The organism is Methylobacterium sp. 001424705, assembly GCF_059816145.1.
The window spans coordinates 129,879-152,222 of the sequence record NZ_JCBANU010000008.1 but is presented as its reverse complement, the minus strand read 5'-3'; the positions used below and the strand labels follow the sequence as shown (position 1 = coordinate 152,222).

The 22,344-nt window shown below is 69.3% G+C and carries 20 protein-coding genes; 5 read left to right on the top strand and 15 right to left on the bottom strand.

The features are described 5' to 3' along the window. Positions 1-65: 65 nt before the first annotated feature. From AC6EUL_RS08915 to AC6EUL_RS08900, 4 genes are all read right to left on the bottom strand, one after another. A complete protein-coding gene (locus AC6EUL_RS08915; protein ID WP_499869867.1) occupies positions 66-473 on the bottom strand; it encodes an NfeD family protein in 408 nt (135 codons plus the stop codon). Beyond that, on the bottom strand, positions 470-1,450 hold the full coding sequence (locus AC6EUL_RS08910) for an SPFH domain-containing protein (RefSeq protein ID WP_499869866.1): 981 nt from the start codon (positions 1,448-1,450) through the stop codon (positions 470-472). Before AC6EUL_RS08910 ends, AC6EUL_RS08915 begins: the two co-directional genes overlap by 4 nt. Before the next feature lie 103 nt (positions 1,451-1,553). Beyond that, entirely contained in the window at positions 1,554-2,705 is a 1,152-nt protein-coding gene (locus tag AC6EUL_RS08905; RefSeq protein WP_499869865.1) for a hypothetical protein, read from the bottom strand. A gap of 122 nt (positions 2,706-2,827) precedes the next feature. Next, positions 2,828-3,742 (bottom strand): hypothetical protein, encoded by a 915-nt coding sequence (locus AC6EUL_RS08900; protein WP_056381892.1) that lies wholly within the window; start codon positions 3,740-3,742, stop codon positions 2,828-2,830. A 415-nt stretch (positions 3,743-4,157) separates the two neighbouring features. On the opposite strand from AC6EUL_RS08900, the gene AC6EUL_RS08895 reads away from it, so the two are divergent. Beyond that, positions 4,158-5,081 (top strand): lipid kinase, encoded by a 924-nt coding sequence (locus AC6EUL_RS08895; protein ID WP_056352011.1) that lies wholly within the window; start codon positions 4,158-4,160, stop codon positions 5,079-5,081. A gap of 101 nt (positions 5,082-5,182) precedes the next feature. After that, positions 5,183-5,932, top strand: a complete 750-nt coding sequence (locus AC6EUL_RS08890; protein ID WP_499869864.1) for a TerC family protein — start codon at positions 5,183-5,185, stop codon at positions 5,930-5,932. Here the strand turns inward: AC6EUL_RS08890 and AC6EUL_RS08885 are convergent. From AC6EUL_RS08885 to AC6EUL_RS08855, 7 genes are all read right to left on the bottom strand, one after another. Continuing rightward, on the bottom strand, positions 5,836-6,264 hold the full coding sequence (locus AC6EUL_RS08885) for a hypothetical protein (protein WP_499869863.1): 429 nt from the start codon (positions 6,262-6,264) through the stop codon (positions 5,836-5,838). The two genes, AC6EUL_RS08890 and AC6EUL_RS08885, sit on opposite strands and share 97 nt — an antisense overlap. A 154-nt stretch (positions 6,265-6,418) precedes the next feature. Beyond that, positions 6,419-6,601 (bottom strand): hypothetical protein, encoded by a 183-nt coding sequence (locus AC6EUL_RS08880; RefSeq protein ID WP_056276172.1) that lies wholly within the window; start codon positions 6,599-6,601, stop codon positions 6,419-6,421. A 262-nt stretch (positions 6,602-6,863) separates the two neighbouring features. Next, positions 6,864-7,001: a hypothetical protein gene (locus AC6EUL_RS08875; RefSeq protein ID WP_156389749.1), complete on the bottom strand. Its 138-nt coding sequence runs from the start codon at positions 6,999-7,001 to the stop codon at positions 6,864-6,866. Positions 7,002-7,004: 3 nt separating this feature from the next. Next, positions 7,005-7,865, bottom strand: a complete 861-nt coding sequence (locus tag AC6EUL_RS08870) for an acid phosphatase (protein ID WP_499869862.1) — start codon at positions 7,863-7,865, stop codon at positions 7,005-7,007. 257 nt (positions 7,866-8,122) lie between these two features. Then, positions 8,123-8,917 (bottom strand): anti-sigma factor family protein, encoded by a 795-nt coding sequence (locus tag AC6EUL_RS08865; RefSeq protein WP_244472684.1) that lies wholly within the window; start codon positions 8,915-8,917, stop codon positions 8,123-8,125. Between the two features lie 111 nt (positions 8,918-9,028). Further along, positions 9,029-9,649, bottom strand: a complete 621-nt coding sequence (locus AC6EUL_RS08860; protein WP_499869861.1) for a sigma-70 family RNA polymerase sigma factor — start codon at positions 9,647-9,649, stop codon at positions 9,029-9,031. Positions 9,650-9,706: 57 nt separating this feature from the next. Beyond that, positions 9,707-10,819: a patatin-like phospholipase family protein gene (locus tag AC6EUL_RS08855; protein ID WP_056276181.1), complete on the bottom strand. Its 1,113-nt coding sequence runs from the start codon at positions 10,817-10,819 to the stop codon at positions 9,707-9,709. 353 nt (positions 10,820-11,172) lie between these two features. On the opposite strand from AC6EUL_RS08855, the gene ispG reads away from it, so the two are divergent. Continuing rightward, the gene (ispG, locus tag AC6EUL_RS08850; protein ID WP_056351993.1) at positions 11,173-12,480 is read left to right on the top strand and encodes a flavodoxin-dependent (E)-4-hydroxy-3-methylbut-2-enyl-diphosphate synthase; all 1,308 of its coding nucleotides are present in this window, start codon (positions 11,173-11,175) and stop codon (positions 12,478-12,480) included. 215 nt (positions 12,481-12,695) lie between these two features. Next, positions 12,696-14,645 carry a potassium transporter Kup gene (locus AC6EUL_RS08845; RefSeq protein ID WP_056211597.1) on the top strand — a complete coding sequence of 650 codons (1,950 nt, stop codon included), beginning with the start codon at positions 12,696-12,698 and terminating at the stop codon, positions 14,643-14,645. A gap of 569 nt (positions 14,646-15,214) precedes the next feature. Here AC6EUL_RS08845 and AC6EUL_RS08840 read toward each other — a convergent pair. The 3 genes from AC6EUL_RS08840 to secA form a co-directional block, all read right to left on the bottom strand. Then, on the bottom strand, positions 15,215-16,057 hold the full coding sequence (locus tag AC6EUL_RS08840; protein WP_499869860.1) for a cell wall hydrolase: 843 nt from the start codon (positions 16,055-16,057) through the stop codon (positions 15,215-15,217). A 93-nt stretch (positions 16,058-16,150) separates the two neighbouring features. Then, entirely contained in the window at positions 16,151-16,564 is a 414-nt protein-coding gene (locus AC6EUL_RS08835) for a GNAT family N-acetyltransferase (protein WP_056276676.1), read from the bottom strand. After that, complete coding sequence (gene secA, locus AC6EUL_RS08830; protein ID WP_499869859.1) at positions 16,561-19,455, bottom strand: preprotein translocase subunit SecA; 2,895 nt, start codon at positions 19,453-19,455, stop codon at positions 16,561-16,563. The genes AC6EUL_RS08835 and secA overlap by 4 nt, the downstream gene beginning before the upstream one ends. A 612-nt stretch (positions 19,456-20,067) precedes the next feature. Between secA and AC6EUL_RS08825 the strand changes: the two genes are divergently transcribed. Continuing rightward, positions 20,068-20,988 (top strand): peptidylprolyl isomerase, encoded by a 921-nt coding sequence (locus AC6EUL_RS08825; RefSeq protein WP_499869858.1) that lies wholly within the window; start codon positions 20,068-20,070, stop codon positions 20,986-20,988. A gap of 44 nt (positions 20,989-21,032) precedes the next feature. On the opposite strand, the gene AC6EUL_RS08820 is transcribed toward AC6EUL_RS08825, so the two are convergent. After that, positions 21,033-22,208 carry a GGDEF domain-containing protein gene (locus tag AC6EUL_RS08820; RefSeq protein WP_056351979.1) on the bottom strand — a complete coding sequence of 392 codons (1,176 nt, stop codon included), beginning with the start codon at positions 22,206-22,208 and terminating at the stop codon, positions 21,033-21,035. Positions 22,209-22,344 lie beyond the last annotated feature (136 nt).

Genomic DNA, 22,344 nt, shown 5'->3' with positions numbered 1-22,344 from the left:
CGCGAAGACAACCCTGCACCCGGCAGCGCCTTGCACGACCAACCCGCTTGACGAGGGAGATGCGATTAGACAACCCCCGTCACCCGCACCCGGGCGCCCATGGGCGCATCCGGGCCGGTGACGCGCCAGAGGGTGTCGTTGACGCGGATCCGACCCTCGCCGGCGACGATCGGTGCCACGAGGGAATAGTCCCGCCCGACGAGGCCCTGGGCACCCTGGTTCAGGGCGCTCGGACCGTTCTTGGTCCGGCGGCTCGCGACCACCGCGAAGGCCACCGACAGGCCGGCGAACAGCAGCAGCTGTCCCTGCCAGGGCATCGGCACGAGGAGACTTTGCAGCCCCGTGACCACGGCTGCGAGACCGAGCCAGAGCAGGAACACCCCCGAGGCGACGAGTTCGGTTCCCATCAGCACGAGGCCGACGAGGATCCAGGTCCAGGCCGGGCCGATCGCGTCGACGAACGACGCGATCATCGCGCCGACCCGCCGACATTCGGAGGCAGGCCCGCGCTCTTCCGGGCAGGAGCCCCCTCGCCAAAGACGCTGCGGGTGATCTCGGCGATGCCGCACAGGGTGCCCGCGAGGGCCGCCGCCTCGATCGGGACCACCACCACGCGCTGGTTCGGCGCGGTGGCGATGGCCTTGACCGCCTCGACATACTTCTCGGCCACGAGGAAATTCGCTGCCGCGAGGTCGCCCTTGGCGATGGCCTCGCTGACGAGCTGGGTCGCCCGCGCCTCGGCCTCCGCCCCGCGCTCCCGCGCCTCCGCATCGCGAAAGGCCGCCTCCTTGCGCCCTTCAGCCTCCAGGATCGCCGATTGCTTGCGCCCCTCCGCACGCAGGATCTCGGCTTGCCGGTGCCCCTCCGCCTCCAGCACAGAGGCGCGCTTCTCGCGCTCGGCCTTCATCTGCCGCGCCATCGCGCCGGCGAGGTCGGCGGGCGGCACGATGTCCTTGATCTCGATGCGGGTCATCTTCACGCCCCAGGGTGAGGCGGCGGCATCCATCACCCGCAGCAGGCGCTCGTTGATCTCGTCGCGGTGGGACAGGAGCTGGTCGAGATCCATGGAGCCGACCACCGTGCGGATGTTGGTCATCGTCAGAGTCATCATCGCGACCTCGAGGTTGGAGACCTCGTAGGAGGCCCGGGCTGCATCGAGCACCTGGTAGAACACCACGGCATCGATCCGCACCCCGGCATTGTCGCGGGTGAAGGCCTCTTGGCTCGGCACGTCGATGACCTGCTCCATCACGTTCACCCGCCGGCCGATTCGCTCGACGTAGGGGGCGATGAGGCCGAGGCCGGATTCCAGGCTGCGGTGGTACTTGCCGAACCGCTCCACGGTGTAGACGTGCCCCTGGGGGACGATGTTGATGCCGATCCCGAGGGTCACGACGACGAGCGCCACGAGCACCACCGCCGCGACGCTCACGCCCACAGAGAAATCCATGCCCCGTTCCCCCGACGATCCCGCCGGCATTGAGACCGGCCGGATCGTGCGACGCAAGGGTGTCGGGTGCGTCCTGGGCGCGGAGGCGACCAAGGTCAGGGTGTCAGCGTCCCCAAACTCCGAGGCGCTCGGCGCGGGCATGGTCCTCGGCGGCCACGAGGTCGGGCGTCGCCTCGGGTGAGGCGCGGCCGCCGCCGTTGAACAGCACCACCTCGGAGAGGTCGCGCCCGTCCACCGCGCACAGGCGGGCCTCGCTGCCGGCCACCGGCTGGCAGGTCACGGTACGGCCGGCCAGGTAGCGGGTGAGTTCGTCAGCCTGTCCGCCGCGCACCCACTCCACCCCGAAGAGGCGCACGAGCTTGCCGCCGACCCGCAGGGTCGCGGTATCGATGACCTCCACCGGACCACGGATCTCGTTGGCCGAGGCCGGTTTCGGAGGCGTTTCCTCCGGCAGAGCGGGACTCATGTCGGGCGCGCTCGGCGGCGCCGCTGTGGACGAGGCCTGCGGCGGGGATTGAGCCGGTCCCCCCGTATCGGGCGAAGCGGTCTCCTGCGGCGTCCGCCCTCCGAAGACGGCGAGGAGGGCCACGAGCGCAGCGGCGCCGAGTCCGATCGGGAGGGCGCGCCGGGATAGGGCATCGCGCATCACGTTGCGGTCGCGGGCGACTTCGCCGAGACGCGAGGCGCTGTCGGCGAGGCGACCGCGGGCATAGCCGCCGACGCGCTGCGCCCCCTCTCGGACGCGGCCGGCGACGAGGCCGGCCCGGCTCGGTTCCGCGGGGTCGGCCGCGGGTCCCGGCGCGACCGCCTCAGCCGGCGAAGACGCGACCCGGCTGCGCCGGAGCGTCGCGAAGCGACTGGACAGGGAGGTGGCGAGGGCACGGCTTCGGGTGGCCGAGCGCGTGACCAGAGACCGTGCGAGAACCGACTGCGCCTCGACGAACCGCGCCGTCGCCATTCGGAAATCCTGCGTCGGAACGGGCTCCGGCGCGGACTCGGGTTCCGGCGCGGGAATCGGCCGGAACAGGGCGGGGTGCCGGTCTCGGAGTTCCGCGAGGAGGGCCGGCAAATCCATCGGAACCAGGGCCCCGTCCGCCTCGGTGACGTGACGCGGTGCGCCCGTCCGATCGATCACGCGGTAGCCGGGCGGCTCCGGGCTGGGCGCGAGGGCCGCTTCCGCCAGGAGCGCGAGCGTGCGCTCTGCCACCGGATAGGCGCCTGCCTGCGTGACGGCTCGGGCGATACGCAGGCGCAAGGCCTCACGCTCCGAGGCCGCCCCGTCCCGTCGCGCCTCACCCAGTCCCGGCGAGGGTGGATTTCGATCATCCAAGATGCGCAGAACTCCGGGTATGACGCACCGATCGCGACGGGCCGGCCTCAGGCACCGCGCTGCGCATTCGCTATAGCGCTCTGCGGCCCCGCACCATAGCGGCGCAGCACGCGGCTCGACTCGGCGATGATCAGCGGGCGCTCCCCGGCGAAGCTGATGGTCAGTGTGAGTTCGGATACGCCCTGCGAACGCACGCCGCGCCCCGGGTTGTCGGCGCGGAAATTGAAGGTGGTGTGGACGATGCAGGTCGCGCTCGCCGCGTTGCAGGCCGTTCGGGTCGCTCCGCCCTGTGCCTCGTAGTGACGCTCGGGCCAGCGCCGGACGAAGCGGCGCTTCTCGGCGATGAGGGCCGCCAGTGACAGGGTGCGGCCGTGGAAACGGACCCGCTCGGCGTAGAATCGCGGCGCGTTCACCACCATCGCGTCCCCGGAGGCCGAGACGTTGTCCAGGTACCGGTCGGTCAGGCGCGTCGCGGCGGCGGCCCATTCGGGGAAGCGTGCGTCCGAGGCCGCCGCCGGTGATGCCATCGGGGTGGGCGTGTCGGCCAGGCGCGGGCGGATATGCAGGCGCTCCGGCGCGGCGCGTCCCTCGCGGGTCGCCGCACGGCGGCCGTCGGCGGATCCTGCCACGCGCCGCCGGTGCGCGGCCATCGGCGTCCGCTCGGCGCTCGCCGCGTCCTGGGCCGACGGGCCATCCGCCTGCGCCTTGGCCGTCGCAGGCGTCTCAGCCACGGGCTTCTCGGTCACGGGCTTCTCGGAGGCGGATTTCTCGAGCGACAGCTTCTCACCGACGGCCTTGTCCGCGCCGGGTTGCACCGCCTGTCGAGCCGGCGGGTCGACCCAACCCGGGCGCGTCTGGGCCTGCGCCGTTCCTACGGACAGAGCCGCGCTCATCAGCGCGACGGACGAGGCGAAGCCAAGTCGGACGAGACCGGTTCCGTTGGAGCTTGGACCGTGGCGCATGGCATCATCACCGGGGTCGCGGCCGGGGTTTCGGAAAAGCGCGTGCGGGACCGATCGACCGGAATGAAACGTCGGGTGCGGCCGCTAAGTTTCCCTGAATGCGCACGCAACGGTTCGGCCCAGGTTCGGAAGTGTGGACGGGTGCGAGGATTGCGGGGATGCGTAGCGCACGGACCCAGGCGCCGCGGCACCGACTCTTGTGCCGGGGGGCTCTTGTCATTGCCAAGCCTGAACCCACCTTGTGGATCGGGTCCGGGCCCCTCTGGCGGTCGAGGCGTTGACCGTGATGTCGGACCCTTCCATGCTTTTGCGCTGACGCGGCGCGAACGCACCGGAGGGTGTCGAGCCTCATGGTCCCTCGTTGTTTCCCGTTCCCACATCGTCAGCCTGATCCGTGCCAGACCGGAGCCTCCCGATGAGCGCGCCCTCCCGCAAGGCGCTTCTCCTCGTCAATCCGAAGGCCCGCAACGGCAGCTTTTCCCTCGACGAGGTCCGCGACGTCCTCCGCGCCGGAGGGATCGAACCCTTCGAGCCGCCGGGTGACGCCGACTGCACTGCGGTCATCAAGCGTCACGCGCAGGGTTGCGATCTCGTCATCCTCGGTGGCGGTGACGGCACCCTCAACGCGGCCGCGCCCGCTCTGGTCGAGACGGGATTGCCCCTGGGCATCCTGCCCCTCGGCACGGCCAACGATCTCGCCCGCTCCCTCGGCCTGCCCGTCGACCCGGTGGAGGCCGCTCGCCTCATCACCAGCGCGGAGGCACGCCCGGCCGATCTCGGCTGCGTCAACGGGCACTACTACTTCAACGTCGCCAGCATCGGCTTCTCGGCGGACCTCGCGGGCGACCTCACGGCGGAATCGAAGAAGACCTGGGGCACCCTCGGCTACGGCATCGCGGCGGTCCGCGTGCTTCGGCGGATGCGGCCCTTCACCGTCTACATCGAGCATGACGGTCAGACCGAGACGGTGCGCACCATCCAGGTCTCGGTGGGCAACGGACGTCACTACGGCGGCGGCATGACCGTCGAGGAGACGGCCACCGTCGACGACGGCAAGCTCGACTTCTATAGCCTGGAGGTCGCCCATTGGTGGCGGCTGCTGATGCTCCTGCCGGCTCTGCGCAAGGGCACCCAGGGCAAGGCGGCCGACGTGCGGGCCTTCAGCACCACTGAGATCGTGGTGAAGACCAAGAAGCCGCGCCCCGTGAACACCGATGGCGAATTGTCGACCTACACCCCCGCCCATTTCAAGGTGGTGCCGAAGGCGGTGCGGATCTTCAGCCCGGCCCCGGCCGAACGGCCGGGCGTGGCCGCGAGCAGCCCCGGTCCGACGGCCTGACCCAGCCGAACGGGGCCGGGACCGGCCTCGCCCCTCTCCATCCCCGCTCCCGGCGCGACGCCGTCCGGGGGAGCGGCCCTGACTGACTCGACGAGGCCACAGTGGACAGCCTGCTTCAACTCGCCAGCGACCCCACCGCCTGGGCGGCCCTCGCCACCCTGGTGGTGATGGAGGTCGTGCTCGGCATCGACAACCTCATCTTCATCTCGATCCTGACCAACAAGCTTCCGCCCGAGCACCAGCAGAAGGCACGGCGCATCGGCATCGGCCTCGCGCTGATCCTGCGCCTCGGCCTCCTCGCCACCATCGCGTACATCGTCGCCCTGACGCAGCCCGTCTTCGAGGTGTTCGGCAAGGGCTTTTCCTGGCGCGATCTGATCCTCATCGCCGGCGGCCTGTTCCTTCTGTGGAAGGCCACGAAGGAGATCCATCACACCGTCGATCCGGAGCCGGAGACGTTCGGGAGCAGCGCTGTGCGGCTCGGCTTCACCGCGGCCATCGGCCAGATCCTCGTCCTCGATCTCGTGTTTTCCATCGACAGCATCATCACGGCGGTGGGCATGACGGAGCACGTGCCCATCATGGTGATCGCCGTCGTCACCGCCGTGACCGTGATGCTGCTGGCTGCCGACCCGTTATCGCGCTTCATCGCCGCCAACCCGACGGTGGTGATGTTGGCGCTGGGCTTCCTCATCATGATCGGCATGACGCTGATCGCCGAAGGCTTCGGTGCTCACGTGTCGAAGGGGTACATCTACACTGCCATGGCCTTCTCGGCGGGCGTGGAGGGGCTGAACATGCTGGCCCGACGCCGCAGGCGTGCCCAGACCGGAACGATCACCAAATCCTGAGGAAACGTCGTTAACGTTTCACGGGAAAATCCTCGAGGAGGCTCGGCCGGGCTGATCGGCCGGGCCTCTTTCCGTTGGGCGGCGCATTCCCAGAGATCGATCAGGCTCGCGATGAACCGGCGCGGCTGACCGCGATAGCAGAAGCCCGCCTGGCAGCAGGTCTGATAGCTGCGGTCGAACATGTTGTGGACGGTGGCCTGCAGTTTCATGCCCTGCAGCTTCGGATCGATCCGTGCGAAATCGTAGCCGAGTACCGCATCGAACAGAGTCACGGTGGCGTTGCGGAAGCTGCTTGGCACGTCGTTGGCCGAGCTGCTGCCAGCGTCGCGCACGCCGCCGCCGACCCCGAGACCGTAGAGGTCGAGACCCGGGGGTTAGCACGGAGGTCGCGCGCATCTTGAAGGGGTTGCCGGGAATGCCCGAAAGGGCGAGCCCGACCGTCTCCGGGCTGCCCAGGCTCCGGGTCGTTCGGATGTCCACGTGGCTCTAGGCAGCCAGGATGTTGAAGCCGGGTCCGAGATTGGCGACGGCCTCCGGTTCCGCGCCGCGCGCCTGCGCCTCTCCGACGGCGGCCTGGACGACCAACGGATTGACGGGGTCGGGCCGCAGCACGTTGGTCTGGGTGATGTCGAAGATGGCGGTGTTCAGGACGACGTTGGTGCCCGGCACGTTGAACTTGATGCCGCCATCTGCTGGACTTCCGTCGACTGGAACGGTGTGCCGTCGCGATCGAGCCCAAGTGTGAGGCGAAGGAGGGCGCGAAGCTCACAGAGGGCATGAGTTCGTCGGTGAGCAGGGTGCGCTGCACTGGACCGGTGGCAACGTGCGCCTCGATCTGGTTGTCGACCGCGAACGCGTTGAGCACGTTGGTGATCCGGCCCGTGGAGCGCAGGGCCCGGGTGAGATCGTCGCTCAGGGCGTCGATCTGGGTCTAGCTTAGGTCAGCGTCAATCTGCTGGTTGCGGAAGTTCTGCCGGAAGATCGGGTCGGGGCCGAAGCGATGCTCGAAGGCATAACCGATCCGGTACTGCTCAGTGATGAAGTTCGGGAACGCTGGGTCGCCGGTCAAACACTACAGGATCGGCTCACGGGCGGCGGCCTCCTCGCGGGCACAGACGGCTTGGTCGGGAGCCGGACCGCCGGCGGCCCTGAGCTTGCCGAGTTCGACGCGAGCCTTGTCCAGATCGGCCCGAAAGCCGGCGTCGCCCTGAAGGGCGGCGAAGACGGCGCTGGCAGCCGTGCGCCCGGCCTCGATATCGCTCGCCCAGTGCAGACCGCAGACGACACGGCTCTCGCCGTAGGAGCGGGCACGGACGAAGAACTGCGTCGCCTTCTCGGGCATCAGGGCCGCCATGATCGCCGCGTAGGTCCAGGCCTGGGTCGCATGGCTCGACGGGAAGCTGAAGGCATTGCCGAGGTCGGAGGTCCGCATCACGCAGATCTCCGCGTCGTTGCCGACGAAGGGGCGCAGGCGGCGGTAATGCAGCTTCGGACCACGAGTGGCCTGGGCGATGTCGAGGCGCGCGCGTTCCAGAAGGGTCATCAGGGCAGGCGCCCGGGACTGCTCGATACGCTGGCCGATGACGCAGGCGAAATCGTCAAGGATCGCCGAGGCGCCATCGGCCACATCGGTGGTGGCCAGGGTCCAGCGCGGCGTTCCCTTGAGGGCCCGAGTTGCGACGAACGCGGCTTTGTCCGCCGACTCGGCCGCCGACTGGCCCCGCGGCGGGGCTCCGAGGATCGCGACGGTGTCGGGCGCCTGTGCCTCGGAGAGGTAGGGTGCCCGGGCTGCCTTGCCGGGTGTCAGGGGCGTGACACCGACGGCGGGGGCCGAGGCCGGTTTCTGCGCAGTCTCCTCCGCCCAAACCGCCGTAGGAGCAATCCCCACCGGCAGGGCGGCCAGGAACATCAGGGTCGGGAGCAGGCGGGCCATCGGCGTCTCGGCGTCAGAGGTCGGCACAGAGCGAGTGCCATCGGAGTATAGGGCTTCTATACAACAGGCCTATGGCACGGCTCGTCTGAACGCTGACGAAATCGCTTTCGATGTTTCTTTCGGGCTTCCGGAAAACGTCGGAAGAGGCGAATGACCGGACTTGGCCGTCCTGCATCGACACAGGCGATCGACGCGCCGGGAGAGCGCCGCGTCGCGGAAACCGGGCAATGCAGGCGCCGGACTGACGCGACGACCGATCAGAGCTTCGTCGCAGTCCGGCCGGCGAGGTTGCGCGCTGCGGATTCGAGACCGACGTGGTCGTGACCTCCGCTGAGGGCGTAGGCCGAGTGACCGGCGGTCCAGTAGGCGGTCTCGCCGTCGCCGGGGCTCGTGACCTCGCTCGGAGCGACGTGGCCGTCGAGGCTGCGGGTGGCAAACAGGGAGACTTCGCCGAGCTTGCCGGCGTCAATCACCACCTCGATGCCGGTGCCGTTGCGGGCCGGCACGATCTGCACGTCGCGCACCGTCCAGTCCGCCGGCAGGTCGGGCAACGCGATGCCGGTAGCTGCGGCAATGCCGGCGCGATCATAAGCCTGGGCCTGATCGCCCCGCTGCGCGGCAATGCGGGCGCGGACCTGCGCCGCCTCGCGGGCGTGGCGGGCATCGGCGACCAGGGCCGGATCGACGGGGGAGGCGAACGTGTCCGGCACGCCGAGGAAAGGCCCGTCGGAATGGGCCAGCCAGCCGGTGCCAACGAGGAGCGCGATCACCGCGGCGCGACGCAGGCGGTCACCGAACCGGCGCCAGGCCAGAGTCCGGTCGAGGCGCCGTGCGGCGGCCCGGTTACGCTCCGGTCCGGGGCCGGGAAGAATGGCGAAGGCCTGCCGGAGCGCGTCCCGGTCGTGCAGCTCGGCCATGATCTGCGCGGCGGTCTCGGGATTGCGCGCCAGGTGCGCCTCCACGTCGAGGCGGCGCAGGCCATCGAGCTGCCCATCCACGAAGGCGGTGAGGTCATTCTCGGTGATCGGATCGATCATCGCGGTCTGGTCCATGGCGTCGGCTCCGGTCGGATACAGGGGGCGCGTCCCCGGACGAGGAGTCCCGGCCGCGCTGAGAACGGATCGGCCTGCCTATGGCGCTCCGTCCCGGTCTTCGAAAACGTCTCAGGTGTCGCCGACGGCGCGGCCCGTTCGGTGCGATGCGTCGTCCTCGTCCTGGGCGACGAGGCGCAGGCGCGGCCGCTCGGCCGCGAGGCGCTGGCGCCGCTCGGCGACACCGCTCCCCTGGCGCTCACCTTCCTCGAAGGCCCGCAGGGCGGCGCGGCCCCGCCCAAGACGCGACATCAGTGTGCCGATGGGGATGCCGAGGACGGCCGCCGCATCGGCATAGGCCATACCTTCCAGGGTAACGAGGTGAAGGGCGGCGCGCTGCTCTTCCGGCAGCGTGAGGAAGGCGCGCCGGATCTGCGCAAGGCGGACTTGCGCCTCCTGGGCCGGGGGCGCCATCTCCTCGCTCATCTGCACGAGGGTATCGGCGTGGCGGGCCTCGACCCGCTTCCGGCGCTGCTCGTCGATGAAGACGTTGTGCAGCACCGTCATCATCCAGGTGCGCAGGTTGGTGTTCGGCCGCGCCGCCTGGCCCGATTCCAGGGCCCGCACCAGCGCATCGTGCACGAGGTCATCGGCCCGCAGCGTGTCGCGCGTTAGGGCCCGCGCGTAGCGCCGGAGCGGCACGAGCAGGTCGACGATGGCAGCGGGGCCGGGCGGGTTCGGTTCGGTCGTCATAAGAGCATCAACGCACGAACCGCTGCTCTTAATCCAGCCGCGGCGTGTGGACGCGCATCAACGGTAGGTCGCCTCGAGATCGAGGGTGCAGGTTCGGCCGATCTGCTCGTAATTCTCGGCGATCCAGGCCTGAGCCGCACCGCGGCCCTTGTCTCGCAGGCGCTCGAACACCCGCCAGCGGGCATCGAGGCGCGAGGAGGCCTGGTACTCGTCGAGGGCGCCCGTGCCGTCGATGCGGTGGACGTACTGCGACTGGTACTCGCCCCGGCCGAGCACGCCCTCGGCGATGAGGTGGTCGACGAAGTCGATCGCGCGCAGTTCGCGCATGAGGTTGGCGTTGAAGGTGATCTCGTTGAGCCGGTCCTGGATCTCCTGCGGCGTGCGCGGGGTCTCGCGGCGCTCCACCGGGTTGATCTGCACCAGGACGATGTCGCGGGTCTCGGCCCCGCGATAGAGGGGATAGAGCGGCGGGTTGCCGAGATAGCCGCCATCCCAGTAGGGCACGCCGTCGATCTCCACCGCCTGGAACACGGTCGGCAGGCAGGCGGAGGCCATGAGGTGATCGACGTTCAGCGCCTCGCGCTCGAACACCGCGAGCTTGCCCGTCCAGACATTGGTGGCGGAGACGAACACCGCAGCGGTCTCAGCGGCGCGCAGGCGCTCGAAATCCACCTGGGCGGCGAGCACCTTGCGGAGCGGATTGTAGTTCAGCGGGTTCGAGGTGTAGGGGCTGGTCTTCAGGGCCCGGCTCCAGAACTCCGCGATCGGATTGTTCGACCAGAACTCGAACAGACCGCTGAAGGCGCGGCGCTGAGCCGGCCAGAAGTCGCCATCGAGGCTGACCTCGCGCCAGAACCGCTCCAGGGCCCGGCGAGCGCCCCCGGGCCCGCCCTCGAGCCAGCCATCGACCATCACGACGGCATTCATCGCCCCGGCGCTCGCCCCGGTGATCGCCTCGAAACCGAGGCGCCCGTCCTCGATCAGCGCATCGAGCACGCCCCAGGTGAAGGCGCCGTGCGCGCCGCCGCCCTGAAGGGCGAGGGCGACGGTCTTCTCCGCATGCGGACCTGCCATCACACGGGTCTTGGCGGCGGGCTGCATCCGCAGGTCCCGTTCGACCGGGACGTCGATGAGCGAATCGACCGTCGGCTGCTGATGCGGATCAAGCATGCGGATCTCCCAACGTTTATGCTGCAGCGCAATATATGATGCCGCAAGGCCACAAACAGGCGGGAAGATGCAGCGGTTCCCTGTCCGTGACGCAGCCCTGCCACCCGGACCGGTCCGGAAACTCGACATCGCCGCCCGGATGGGACATGGGAGAAGCCGAATACGATCAGCGTGTTCGCTGTGCCATCCGGAATGCCCGGTGACGCAGCGGACTTGACGCCCGCCCGCCGTCATCTCAGCTAAACGATCGAGGGCGTAGAGTTTGCGGCATCGGAACGCCGCCCCCGGTCCGGACCGGCCCGATCGGAGGCTCCCGGTCGGCGGCGGACGTTCCTCGGAGCGCACAGTCAACGATGGACATCATGGACGCGACCCCCGTCAACCCGATCAGCGGCACCGGCCCCGAGATCGCAGGCCCGAGCCCACGCCACCGCACGGTCGGCGTCACCATCGGATCCGGTGAGGGCGCGGTCACGGTGGGCGGCGGTGCACCGATCGTCGTCCAGTCGATGACCAACACCGACACCGCCGACATCGACGGCACCGTGGCCCAGGTGGCCCAGCTCGCCCGGGCCGGCTCGGAGCTCGTGCGCATCACCGTCGACCGGGACGAGGCGGCTGCCGCCGTGCCGAAGATCCGCGAGCGTCTGGACCGCATCGGCGTGCACGTGCCGCTGGTGGGCGACTTCCATTACATCGGCCACAAGCTCCTGTCCGACCATCCGGCCTGCGCCGAGGCGCTGGCCAAGTACCGGATCAACCCGGGCAATGTCGGCTTCAAGGAGAAGAAGGACACGCAGTTCTCGACCATCATCGAGCAGGCGATCCGCTACGATAAGACCGTCCGGATCGGCGCGAACTGGGGCTCCCTCGACGAGGCGCTGCTCACGCACCTGATGGACGAGAACGCCCGCTCGGCCCGGCCGATCGACGCCCGCGCGGTGATGCGCGAGGCCATGGTGCAATCGGCCCTCAGCTCGGCCGAGCGCGCGGTGGAACTCGGCCTGTCCCAGGACAAGATCATCCTGTCGGCCAAGGTCTCGGCGGTGCAGGATCTCATCGCGGTCTATCGCGAGGTGGCGCGCCGCTCCGACTTCGCCATCCATCTGGGTCTCACCGAGGCCGGCATGGGCTCGAAGGGCCTGGTGGCCGCCTCCGCCGCCATCGGCGTGCTGCTGCAGGAAGGCATCGGCGACACCATCCGCTACTCGCTGACCCCCGAGCCGGGCGGCGACCGCACCGTGGAGGTGAAGGCCGCGCAGGAACTCCTGCAGACCATGGGCTTCCGCACCTTCGTGCCCCTCGTCGCCGCCTGCCCGGGCTGCGGCCGCACCACCTCGACCACGTTCCAGGAACTCGCCCGCGACATCCAGAGCTGGATCGTCAACTCGATGCCGGAATGGAAGAAGGCCTATCCGGGCGTCGAAGGCCTCAACGTCGCGGTGATGGGCTGCATCGTGAACGGCCCCGGCGAATCGAAGCACGCCGATATCGGCATCTCCCTGCCGGGCACCGGCGAGACCCCCACGGCGCCGGTCTTCATCGACGGCAAGAAGGCCATGACCCTGCGCGGACCGACCCTCGCCAAGGATTTCGAGACCGTGGTGACCGACTACATCGAGCGGCGCTTCGGCACGGGTACCCGCACCGCCGCCGAGTAGCCTCCTGACGCGCAGCTGCCGGACGCGATCCGGACTCGAACCCCGATGAGCGGCAACCGCGACCAGGTTGCCGTTCTCGCGTCCTGCGCCGCATGATAGCGTGAACGCGACCGTCCCCCGCCGCCCGACCCCGTCGGGACGGCCCCGGCGTTCTCGCGCGCGAGCAAACTCGCGCCGCGAGACGTTGGGCTCGCCACGAGCCTCGATCGAGCCGAATGACGCAGACCGCCCCTTCGAGCGCGCCCGCCGCCAAACCCGACGGCGCCGGTGCACCTCCGGCCGCCGAGGCCTCGCCCGAGACCGCCCGGGCCCACGGCCCGGCGGGCCTGTGGACGCTGGTCCTCGGTTCCGTCGGGGTTGTCTACGGCGACATCGGGACGAGCCCGCTCTACGCCTTCCGCGAGGCCCTGGTCTCGGCGCGGGCCGACGGCATCCTGCTGCGCGAGGAGGTGCTGGGCGTCGCCTCGCTGATCCTGTGGGCCCTCGTCCTCATCGTCACCATCAAGTACGTCGTTATCCTGCTGCGGATGGACAACAACGGCGAGGGCGGCATCCTCTCGCTGATGGCACTGGCCCGCACGGCGCTCGGCGGCTCCCGCGTGGTGTTCATGTTCGGTCTGCTCGGCGCCTCGCTGTTCTACGGCGACGCCATCATCACGCCGGCGATCTCGGTGCTCTCGGCGGTGGAGGGCCTGAAGCTCGTCACCCCGGCCTTCGATTCGTACGTGCTGCCGATCACCATCGCGATCATCGTGCCGCTGTTCCTCATCCAGGTGCGCGGCACCAGCAAGGTGGCCTCCTTCTTCGGCCCCGTGATGGTGGTGTGGTTCGCCGCGATGGCGCTCGCCGCCCTGCCCCACATCGCTGCCAACACCGACGTGTTCTGGGCCCTCAACCCGTACTACGCGGTGCATTACCTCCTCGGGCACGGCACCGGCGCCCTGGTGGCGCTCGGCGCGGTGTTCCTGGCGGTGACGGGGGCCGAGGCCCTGTTCGCCGATCTCGGCCATTTCGGGCGCCGGCCGATCCAGATCGCCTGGCTCGGCCTCGTCGGCCCCTGCCTCGTCCTGAACTATTTCGGCCAGGCGGCCCTGGTGCTGTCGAAGCCCGACACCACCGATCCGTTCTTCCAGCTCGTGCCCGAATGGGGCCTGCTGCCGATGGTGCTGCTCGCCACCGCCGCCACCGTCACGGCGAGCCAGGCCGTCATCACCGGCGCCTTCTCGCTGTCGCGCCAGGCGATCCAGCTCGGCCTGCTGCCGCGCCTGGAGATCCGCCACACCTCCGAATCGCATTCGGGCCAGATCTACCTGCCGCAGATCAACGCGCTGCTGATGGTCGGCGTGGTGATCCTGGCGGTTCTGTTCCGCTCCTCGGCGGCCCTGGCCTCGGCCTACGGCATCGCCGTGACGGGCACGATGCTGATCACCGCCAGCCTCGCCTTCCTGGTGCTGTGGAAGACCTGGAAATGGTCGCCCTGGGCCGCCGGCCTCGCAATCCTGCCCTTCGCGGCGGTGGAGTTCCTGTTCCTCCTGTCGAACATGCTGAAGGTGTTCGAGGGCGGCTACGTACCCCTGCTGTTCGCCGGTGCCCTGATCGTCATGATGTGGACCTGGGTGCGCGGCGTCGGGATCCTGATCAACAAGACGCGCAAGACCGACGTACCGCTCACCGAGCTCGTCAGCATGCTGGAGAAGAGCCCGCCGCATCACGTCCGCGGCACCGCGGTGTTCCTGACCAGCGACCCCTACATCGCCCCGGCCGCCCTGCTGCACAACCTGAAGCACAACAAGGTGCTACACGAGAAGAACGTGGTGCTCACCGTGGAGACCGTGGACACGCCCCGCGCCGCCGAGGTCGACCGTATCCACATCGAGCCGATCGGCCCGCACTTCCACAAGGTGGTGATGAAGTTCGGCTACATGGAGACGCCGAACATCCCCCGGACCCTGACGCTGCTGCGCAAGCAGGGCTTCAAGTTCGACATCATGGCGACGTCGTTCTTCCTGTCCCGCCGCTCGATCCGCCCGGCCGCCCATTCGGGCATGCCCCTGTGGCAGGACCGAATCTTCATCACCCTGGCCAAGAACGCCAACGACGCCACGGACTTCTTCCAGATCCCCACCGGCCGCGTGGTCGAGGTCGGGACCCAAGTGACCGTGTAGGAACCGTGCCGAAGGCGGCCTCCCGGTCCGAAGGGCCGCGACGGGCGGGTTTTCCGACATTCGGGCGAAGCGCCACCGCAGTAAGCGGATCAGGTGGCTTCGGAGGGCGGCACCTGGCTTATGCCATGGCGGATGGCTGCGGCGCCGTCGTCTCCGCCGGTCGGCTCGGCGCGGTCTCGCGGATTCCACCACGAAGCGCCAGATCGATGGGCCCGTCGAGGACGGACAACGGCGCGGCGAGCCGAGGCGCGGGACGCGCATAATAGGCCCTGAGCAGCGGTGTCCGATCGTGCAGGTGCGCTTCGACGCGATCGTTCAGGCGTCCGACCGGACCCGTCAGCGCATCGAAGCCCCCAGTGAGGGCACGGACGATCGCACGCGTGCACGCCTTTGTGAGGTGGGCGACCGGCCGAACCATGTTCATCGCGACCTGCGGTAAGGAGAAGGTGCGATTTCAGATAGGGTGGCGGCCCCGTTAATCTCCGCGACCGAAAGCGGCACGCAGAGCGCCGGAACCGAGGCCCGTCGGGAATCGGCCCGCGGCTCGCGGCGGTTCCCCGGGGGCCGGCTCACGGCCTTGGCAGGTTGAGGACGGGCGGCGGGATCAGCGGCTCAGGAGCCAGGGCGGCCGGCGTTAGGGCGACGCGGCTGTGGGCGGCCTTCGGTGCCCTGGCCGCGGGTGCGGGCTTCTCGTCGACGGTGGCCCGCACCGTACGGATCGGGGCCGCACGATGGTCCGGCACCGAGGCGGCCGGGGTCGCGCGGGCAGCCGCGGTCTCGACCGGGGCGGGGATGGTGGCGGCCGCGGGGGAAACCGGAGCCGCGACCCCGGGCATCGTCGGCGCCGCGGGGGCCTCGGCCGAGGCGAAGGCGAGCGCGGGCGGCGTGGCCTGCTCCACGGCGCCGGGCTTGCGCTTCTCGTAGAAGGCGTTGCCGCCGGCCACCGCCACGTAGTGCATGTTGTTGTAGGGGAAGCGCAGGCCGGCCGTGTGGAAGTACATCGCTCGCCCGACCTTCGGGTGGCGCTGGCCATCGAGGACGGCATCGGTCACCTCGGCGACCTTCTGCAGGCTCTTGTCGTCCATCTTCTTCGTCAGGACACCGGGGGCGAATTGCCGGGGCTGGCCGACCACTGAGCAGATCCCGCCATTCGGAAAGGCGGCGGCCTCGAGCCGGTTCATGACCACCGTGCCGACGGCGAGCAGGCCTTCGGCGTCGCTGCGATTCGACTCGAAGTACATCGCCCGACCGAGACAGTCGCGCTCTTCATCGGTGACGGACACCGGCTTGGCTGCGAGCGTCGAACCCGTCACCGTGGGTGCACCCGCATAGGTATTGCAACCACCGAGACCAGGAACCGCCAGGAGGAGACCAAGTAGAGGCAGCGTCGTCGCCGATCGGGTTTCCTGCATGCCGTCTCGCTCCACTCCCTCAAGCGTATCCATATGGCTTGACCACCAAATGGGTTCGTTTCTGGGCAGGGACGGCGATTTCGAGGCGGCGGGTCAGGCCTCGCGGTCGTAGCGGAAGGCATCCGCCACCCGCGGCATCCCGATCCGATCGTAGAAGCTGACGGCCCCGGGGGCGGCCGTCAGCAGGAGCGAGGCCTGCGGCCCGACTGCCGCTCGGGTGGCGGCGAGGAGGCCGCGGCCGATCCCGAGCCCCTGCGCGGAGCGGCTCACCGCGAGGTCCGAGAGATAGGCGCAGAACACGAAATCCGTGAGCGTGCGCGCGACGCCGACGAGGTCGTCGTCCCGCCGGGCGGTGACGACGAGATCGGCCTGCGCCAGCATCCGGGCCAGGCGCGGTAGGTCGTCGGTCGGGCGGCGCACGGCGAGTCCGGACTCGATCAGGACGCGGCGGAACTCCGCCGCGTCGAGGTCCGGCTCGATGCCGTAGGCGACCGCCGGCACGCTCAGGCCGTCAGCGTCCCGTGGCAGTGCTTGTACTTCTTGCCCGAGCCGCAGGGACAAGGTTCGTTGCGCCCGACGCGGCCCCAGGTGGAGGAATCGTCCGGGTTGCGCTCGAGAACGGCGGTGTCCGTGCCCATCTCGCGTGCGGCGTAGCCGTAGGCGGGACCCGCGCCGCCGTCGCTACCCGTACCGGTGCCCGCCATCTCGTTCTCACCGGTGACGGGATCGAGGTGTTGGGCGAACATCGGCGGCAGGCCGGGTGGGGCGAAGGGGTTGTCGGCGCCCTCCACGGGCGGCTCCTCGTACATGATCTCGATGCGCGAGAGCTGCTGCGTCACCTGCTCGCGCAGGGCCGCGACTAGGCTGTTGAACAGCTCGAACGCCTCGGACTTGTACTCGTTGAGGGGATCGCGCTGGGCGACGCCGCGCCAGCCCACCACCTGGCGCAGGTGGTCGAGGGTGACGAGGTGCTCGCGCCAGAGGTGGTCGAGAGTCTGCAGGAGCACCTGCTTCTCGACATAGGTCATCACCTCGGGCGTATTCTTCTCGGTGCGCCCGGCATAGGCCTCGTCAGCGGCCTGGCGCAGGCGGTCGCGCATCTCCTCGTCGGCGATGCCCTCCTCCTTGGCCCAGTCCTCCACCGGAACGTCGAGGTTGAGCACCGTCTGGACCCGCTCGCGCAGGCCCTCGATGTCCCACTGCTCGGCGTAGGCGTTCTCGGGCACGTGCACCGCCACGAGGTCGTCGACGACGCCGTGGCGCATCTCGTCCACGGTCTCGCGCACGCTGTCCTGGCCCATGAAGTCGCGGCGCTGCTCGAACACGACCTTGCGCTGGTCGTTCATGACGTTGTCGTACTTGAGCACGTTCTTGCGCATGTCGAAGTTGCGCGCCTCGACCTTCTGCTGCGCCTTCTCGATGGCCTTGTTGATCCAGGGATGGATGATCGCCTCGCCCTGCTCCAGGCCGAGGCGGGTCAGCATGCCGTCCATGCGGTCGGACCCGAAGATCCGCATCAGGTCGTCCTGGAGCGACAGGTAGAACTTCGAGCGGCCGGGATCGCCCTGGCGACCGGAGCGGCCACGCAGCTGGTTGTCGATTCGGCGGGATTCGTGGCGCTCGGTGCCGATGATGTAGAGGCCGCCCGGCAGGGCGACCTTGCGGCCCGCAGCCGGGTCGGCCGCCTCGCCCGAGGCCAGCACCTTGTCGCGGTTCTCAGCGATCTCGGCCTTGATCGCCTCGATCTTCGCGTTGCGCTCCGGCCCCTCGGGCACGCTGGCAAGCTCCTTCTCCACGCGCATCTCGACGTTGCCGCCGAGCTTGATGTCGGTGCCGCGCCCGGCCATGTTGGTAGCGATGGTGATGGCGCCGGGCACGCCGGCCTCGGCGACGATGTAGGCTTCCTGCTCGTGGAAGCGGGCGTTGAGCACGGCGAAGCGCTTCGTCACCCGGCCTTCGCGGGCAGCGGCGTAGACGTCCGTGAGGGCGTTGGGGTCCGAGTAGTCGAGCTGGCGGAAGCCTGCCTTGACCAGCATCTCGGCCAGGTGCTGCGACTTCTCGATCGAGCCGGTGCCGACCAGGATCGGCTGGTGGCGCGCATGCGCCTTCTCGATCTCGGCGATGATGCCGTCGTACTTCTCGGCCACCGTCCGGTAGACCTCGTCGTCCTCGTCGACGCGCTCGACCTCTTTGTTGGTCGGGATGTCGACGACCTCAAGCTTGTAGATCTCGGCGAACTCGTCGGCCTCGGTGGAGGCCGTACCGGTCATGCCGGCGAGCTTGGAATAGAGGCGGAAGTAGTTCTGGAAGGTGATCGAGGCCAGCGTCTGGTTCTCGGGCTGGATCGTCACCCGCTCCTTGGCCTCGAGCGCCTGGTGCAGGCCTTCCGAGTAGCGTCGGCCCTGCATCATGCGGCCGGTGAACTCGTCGATGATCACCACCTCGTCGTTCTTGACGATGTAGTCCTTGTCCAGGGTGAACAGGGTGTGGGCGCGCAGGGCCAGGTTCACGTGGTGGACGAGGCTGACGTTGTGCGCGTCGTAGAGGTCGCCCTCCTTGAGGAGATCAGCCCCGCGCAGGAGGTCCTCGACGAACTCGTTGCCGCTCTCGGTCAGCGAGACCGTGCGCTGCTTCTCGTCAAGATCGTAATGCTCCCGCTCGAGATGCGGCATCAGCGCGTCGACCGAGACGTAGAGCTCAGAGCGGTCGTCGACCGGGCCGGAGATGATCAGCGGGGTTCGGGCCTCGTCGATCAGGATCGAATCGACCTCGTCGACGATCGCGAAGTTGTGCCCGCGCTGGGACAGCTGGCTGAGCTCGTACTTCATGTTGTCGCGCAGGTAGTCGAACCCGAACTCGTTGTTCGTGCCGTAGGTGATGTCGGCGGCGTAGGCCTCCTTCCGCTGGCCGTCGTCGAGCCCGTGCACGATGGTGCCGACGGTGAGGCCGAGGAAGCGGTAGACCCGGCCCATCCACTCCGCGTCGCGGGCGGCCAGGTAGTCGTTCACCGTGACCACGTGGACGCCCAGCCCCGAGAGGGCATTGAGGTAGACCGGCAGGGTCGCCACCAGGGTCTTGCCCTCGCCGGTGCGCATCTCGGCGATTCCGCTCTCGTGGAGCACCATGCCGCCGATGAGCTGCACGTCGAAGTGGCGCTGGCCGAGCACGCGCTTGGCCGCCTCGCGCACGGTGGCGAAGGCGGGCACGAGGATGTCGTCGAGCGTCTTGCCGGCCGCGAGCTCGGCCTTCAGCATGTCGGTGCGGGCGCGGAGCTGGTCGTCCGAAAGCGCGGCGACCTGCGGCTCCAGGGCGTTGATCTCGGCCACACGGGGACGATAGCCCTTCACGCGCCGGTCGTTGGACGAGCCGAAAATCTTCTTGGCGAGGGCACCGAGCATCGTGAACCTACGGTCGATCGAAAAGTCTGAAGGCGAATGTTGGCCGGGCTTATAGAGGTAAACACGGGCCGGCGCATCCGAAAGAGCCGGCCCGCGTCCACACCGGGGTATCGGGTGGGGCCGGGTCGGCGCGGGGCAAGCGGAGGACGCCGAGCGGCTGCACGCCCGGAGGGGCGCTGAGCCGGCTTTGACCCGGCCAACGCGGACGCGCCGCGTTTCGATCCGGGGCGTGATTCGCCCGCGCGAACCCCGTGGGCCGGATTCGGCGCCGGGGTGCCGTGGCCCCGGTTCTCATGGTCTCAGTCCTCATACGAAGGATGCGGGCGCGCGTGTCCGGGCCGCTCGCGGGATCTCCCCGCATCGTGATCGCCCGACGCACCGGTCGCAGCGACGGGAGAGGGAACGGCGTGAGGGTGCGTCGCGTGCGCGGCGAACGGGCGCCTGGATTCGGCCGCTCGACGCTGCGGCCGTGCTTGCCATCGGGGGGTGCACGCGCCACCTGATGACGCGGCCAATCCGCGGCCCCCGGCCGCACCTCGCTCGACCGCCCCCTGCGACGACCTCCGACCGGCCCCGTGCCGGGACGTGGGCGGCGCTCCCAAGGACGCCTCCATGACGATGATCAAGTCCCTTTCGCGCTCCGGACTCCTGCGCACGGGCCTCCTGCGCACGGGCGCCGTCGCCCTGGCGCTCGGCCTGCCGCTGGCCTCGGCCCGGGCACAGGCGCCGGCCGCCCCAGCACCGGCCGCAGCACCCGTCGCTCCCGAGACCGTGGTGGCGAAGGTGAACGGGGCGCCGATCACCGCGGGAGACCTCGCCATCGCGGCCGAAGATCCCGCCCTCTCTCTGCCCGGCGTCGACGACGCCCAGAAGAAAGCTCTCCTCGTCGACTACATGATCGACCTCAAGGTCGGGGCCCAGGCGGCCGAAGCCGCCAAGATCGGTGATTCGCCGGATTTCCAGCGCAAGCTCGCCTACTTCAAGGACAAGCTCCTCCTCGACGAGTACCTGGAGCGCGAGGCTAAGAAGGCGGCGACGCCGGAGGCGGCCAAGGCCCTCTACGACCAGACCGTCAAAGCGATGAAGCCCGAGGAGGAGGCCCACGCCCGCCACATCCTCGTGGAGAGCGAGGACGAGGCCAAGAAGATCGCGGCGCGGATCAAGAGCGGCGAGGACTTCGCCCGGGTCGCGGCCGAGGTGTCGAAGGATCCCGGTTCGAAGACCGAGGGCGGCGACCTCGGCTGGTTCACCAAGGAGCGCATGGTCGCTCCCTTCGCCGAGGCCGCCTTCAAGATGAGCCCGGGGCAGGTGTCCGATCCGGTCAAGACCCAGTTCGGCTGGCACGTGATCAAGCTCGAGGAGAAGCGCACCAAGCCGGTTCCGACCTTCGATGAGATGAAGGAGCAGGTGGACCAGTACCTGACCCGCAAGGCGCAGCAGGATATGATCCTGAAACTGCGCGAGGGGGCCAAGATCGAGCGCACGGCGGCCGCTCCGGCCGTAGCGCCCGCCCCGGCTCAGAAGGCGCCGTAACCCGCCTCAGGCGACTCGCCCTGCCTTAGGCGACTTGCCCTGCCTCAGGCGACTCGGAGCAGCGGGTGCGGTGCGGGCTCGGTCCGCCCGCGCCCGTTGCGCTTGGCTTGGTAGAGCGCGGCATCCGCCCGGCTGAGCAGGGCATCGAGCCGGCGTCCCGACGCCACGGCGGCGGAGCCCTCCTCCGGCACCGCCAGACCGATGCTGACGCCGATCGCAAGGTGCGGCAGTTCCGGCACGGCGATCCGGGCCACGGCGCGACGCAGGAACTCGGCCTTGGTCAAGGCCTCCTCCGGGGTGAGTCCGCGCAGGAGGCAGGCGAATTCCTCGCCGCCCATCCGACCGAAGATCGCGGAGCCCGGCAGCAGCGCCGACACGGCGTGGCAAAATCCGACGAGGACGCCATCGCCCACCGCGTGGCCGTGCCGGTCGTTGATGCGCTTGAAGTGGTCGAGGTCGAACAGAAGCAGGGTGAAGGTACCGCCCTCCCCCAGCGCAGCCTCGGCCCGGGCCACGAAGGCGCGCCGGCTGAGGATGCCGGTGAGCGCGTCGGTGTCGGCAGCGAGCCGCTGCAGGCGCTCCGCGCGCTCCTTCGTCAGCGACATGAACACGAAGGCGATCGCCAGGGTGAAGAGCATGCCGGCGAGGCACAGGATGGTCAGCCAGGGCGTCTGCAGCGGATTCGGTTTGGTCTGCGGCGGCGCGACGAGTGCGAGGGGCACGCGGATCCAATAGGCGAAGGTGTAGATCAGCAGCAGGGCGACGCCGGGATAGCGCGACACCAGAGGTTCGGCCCTGGCCCGCCAGATCTCGCGAGCGGCCAGCAGGCAGAAACCTCCCGCGAGGCTCGAAGCCAGCATCACCCGGGCGGGAACCGAGGCGAAGAACGCCGGGACCAGGCAACTCGTCCCCCAGAGCGCGATCGCCACTGCGATCGGTGCGAAGCGGGCGCGCCGTCCCTCGAACGCGCGGGTCCCGGTCCAGATCAGGCCGTAGGCCCCGATCATCACGCCGTTGGCGACCCCGATCGAGACCCAGTCCGGAATCATCCCGCGCAGGGACAGCAAGGCCGAGGCCATCGCGCCGGTGATGTGGGCGATGCCCCAGATCGCCAGGGCGTGGACGTGGCGGGCCTGGCTCCAGGACAGCAGAAACAGGCTGCCGACCATGAAGGTCAGGATCACGGTCACGAGCAGAAGGGTCGAGGCATCGAGCAGCATCGATCGGTTCCGCCCCCTCGCTCGTTCGATGATCCAGAAGCCGCTCGCCCCTTCGGGACGGCGGACCAGCGTCCGAAGCTATTCTATACGATCATGGTTACCCAGATCTGGACGTCCGAGGCCCGTCGACGACCTC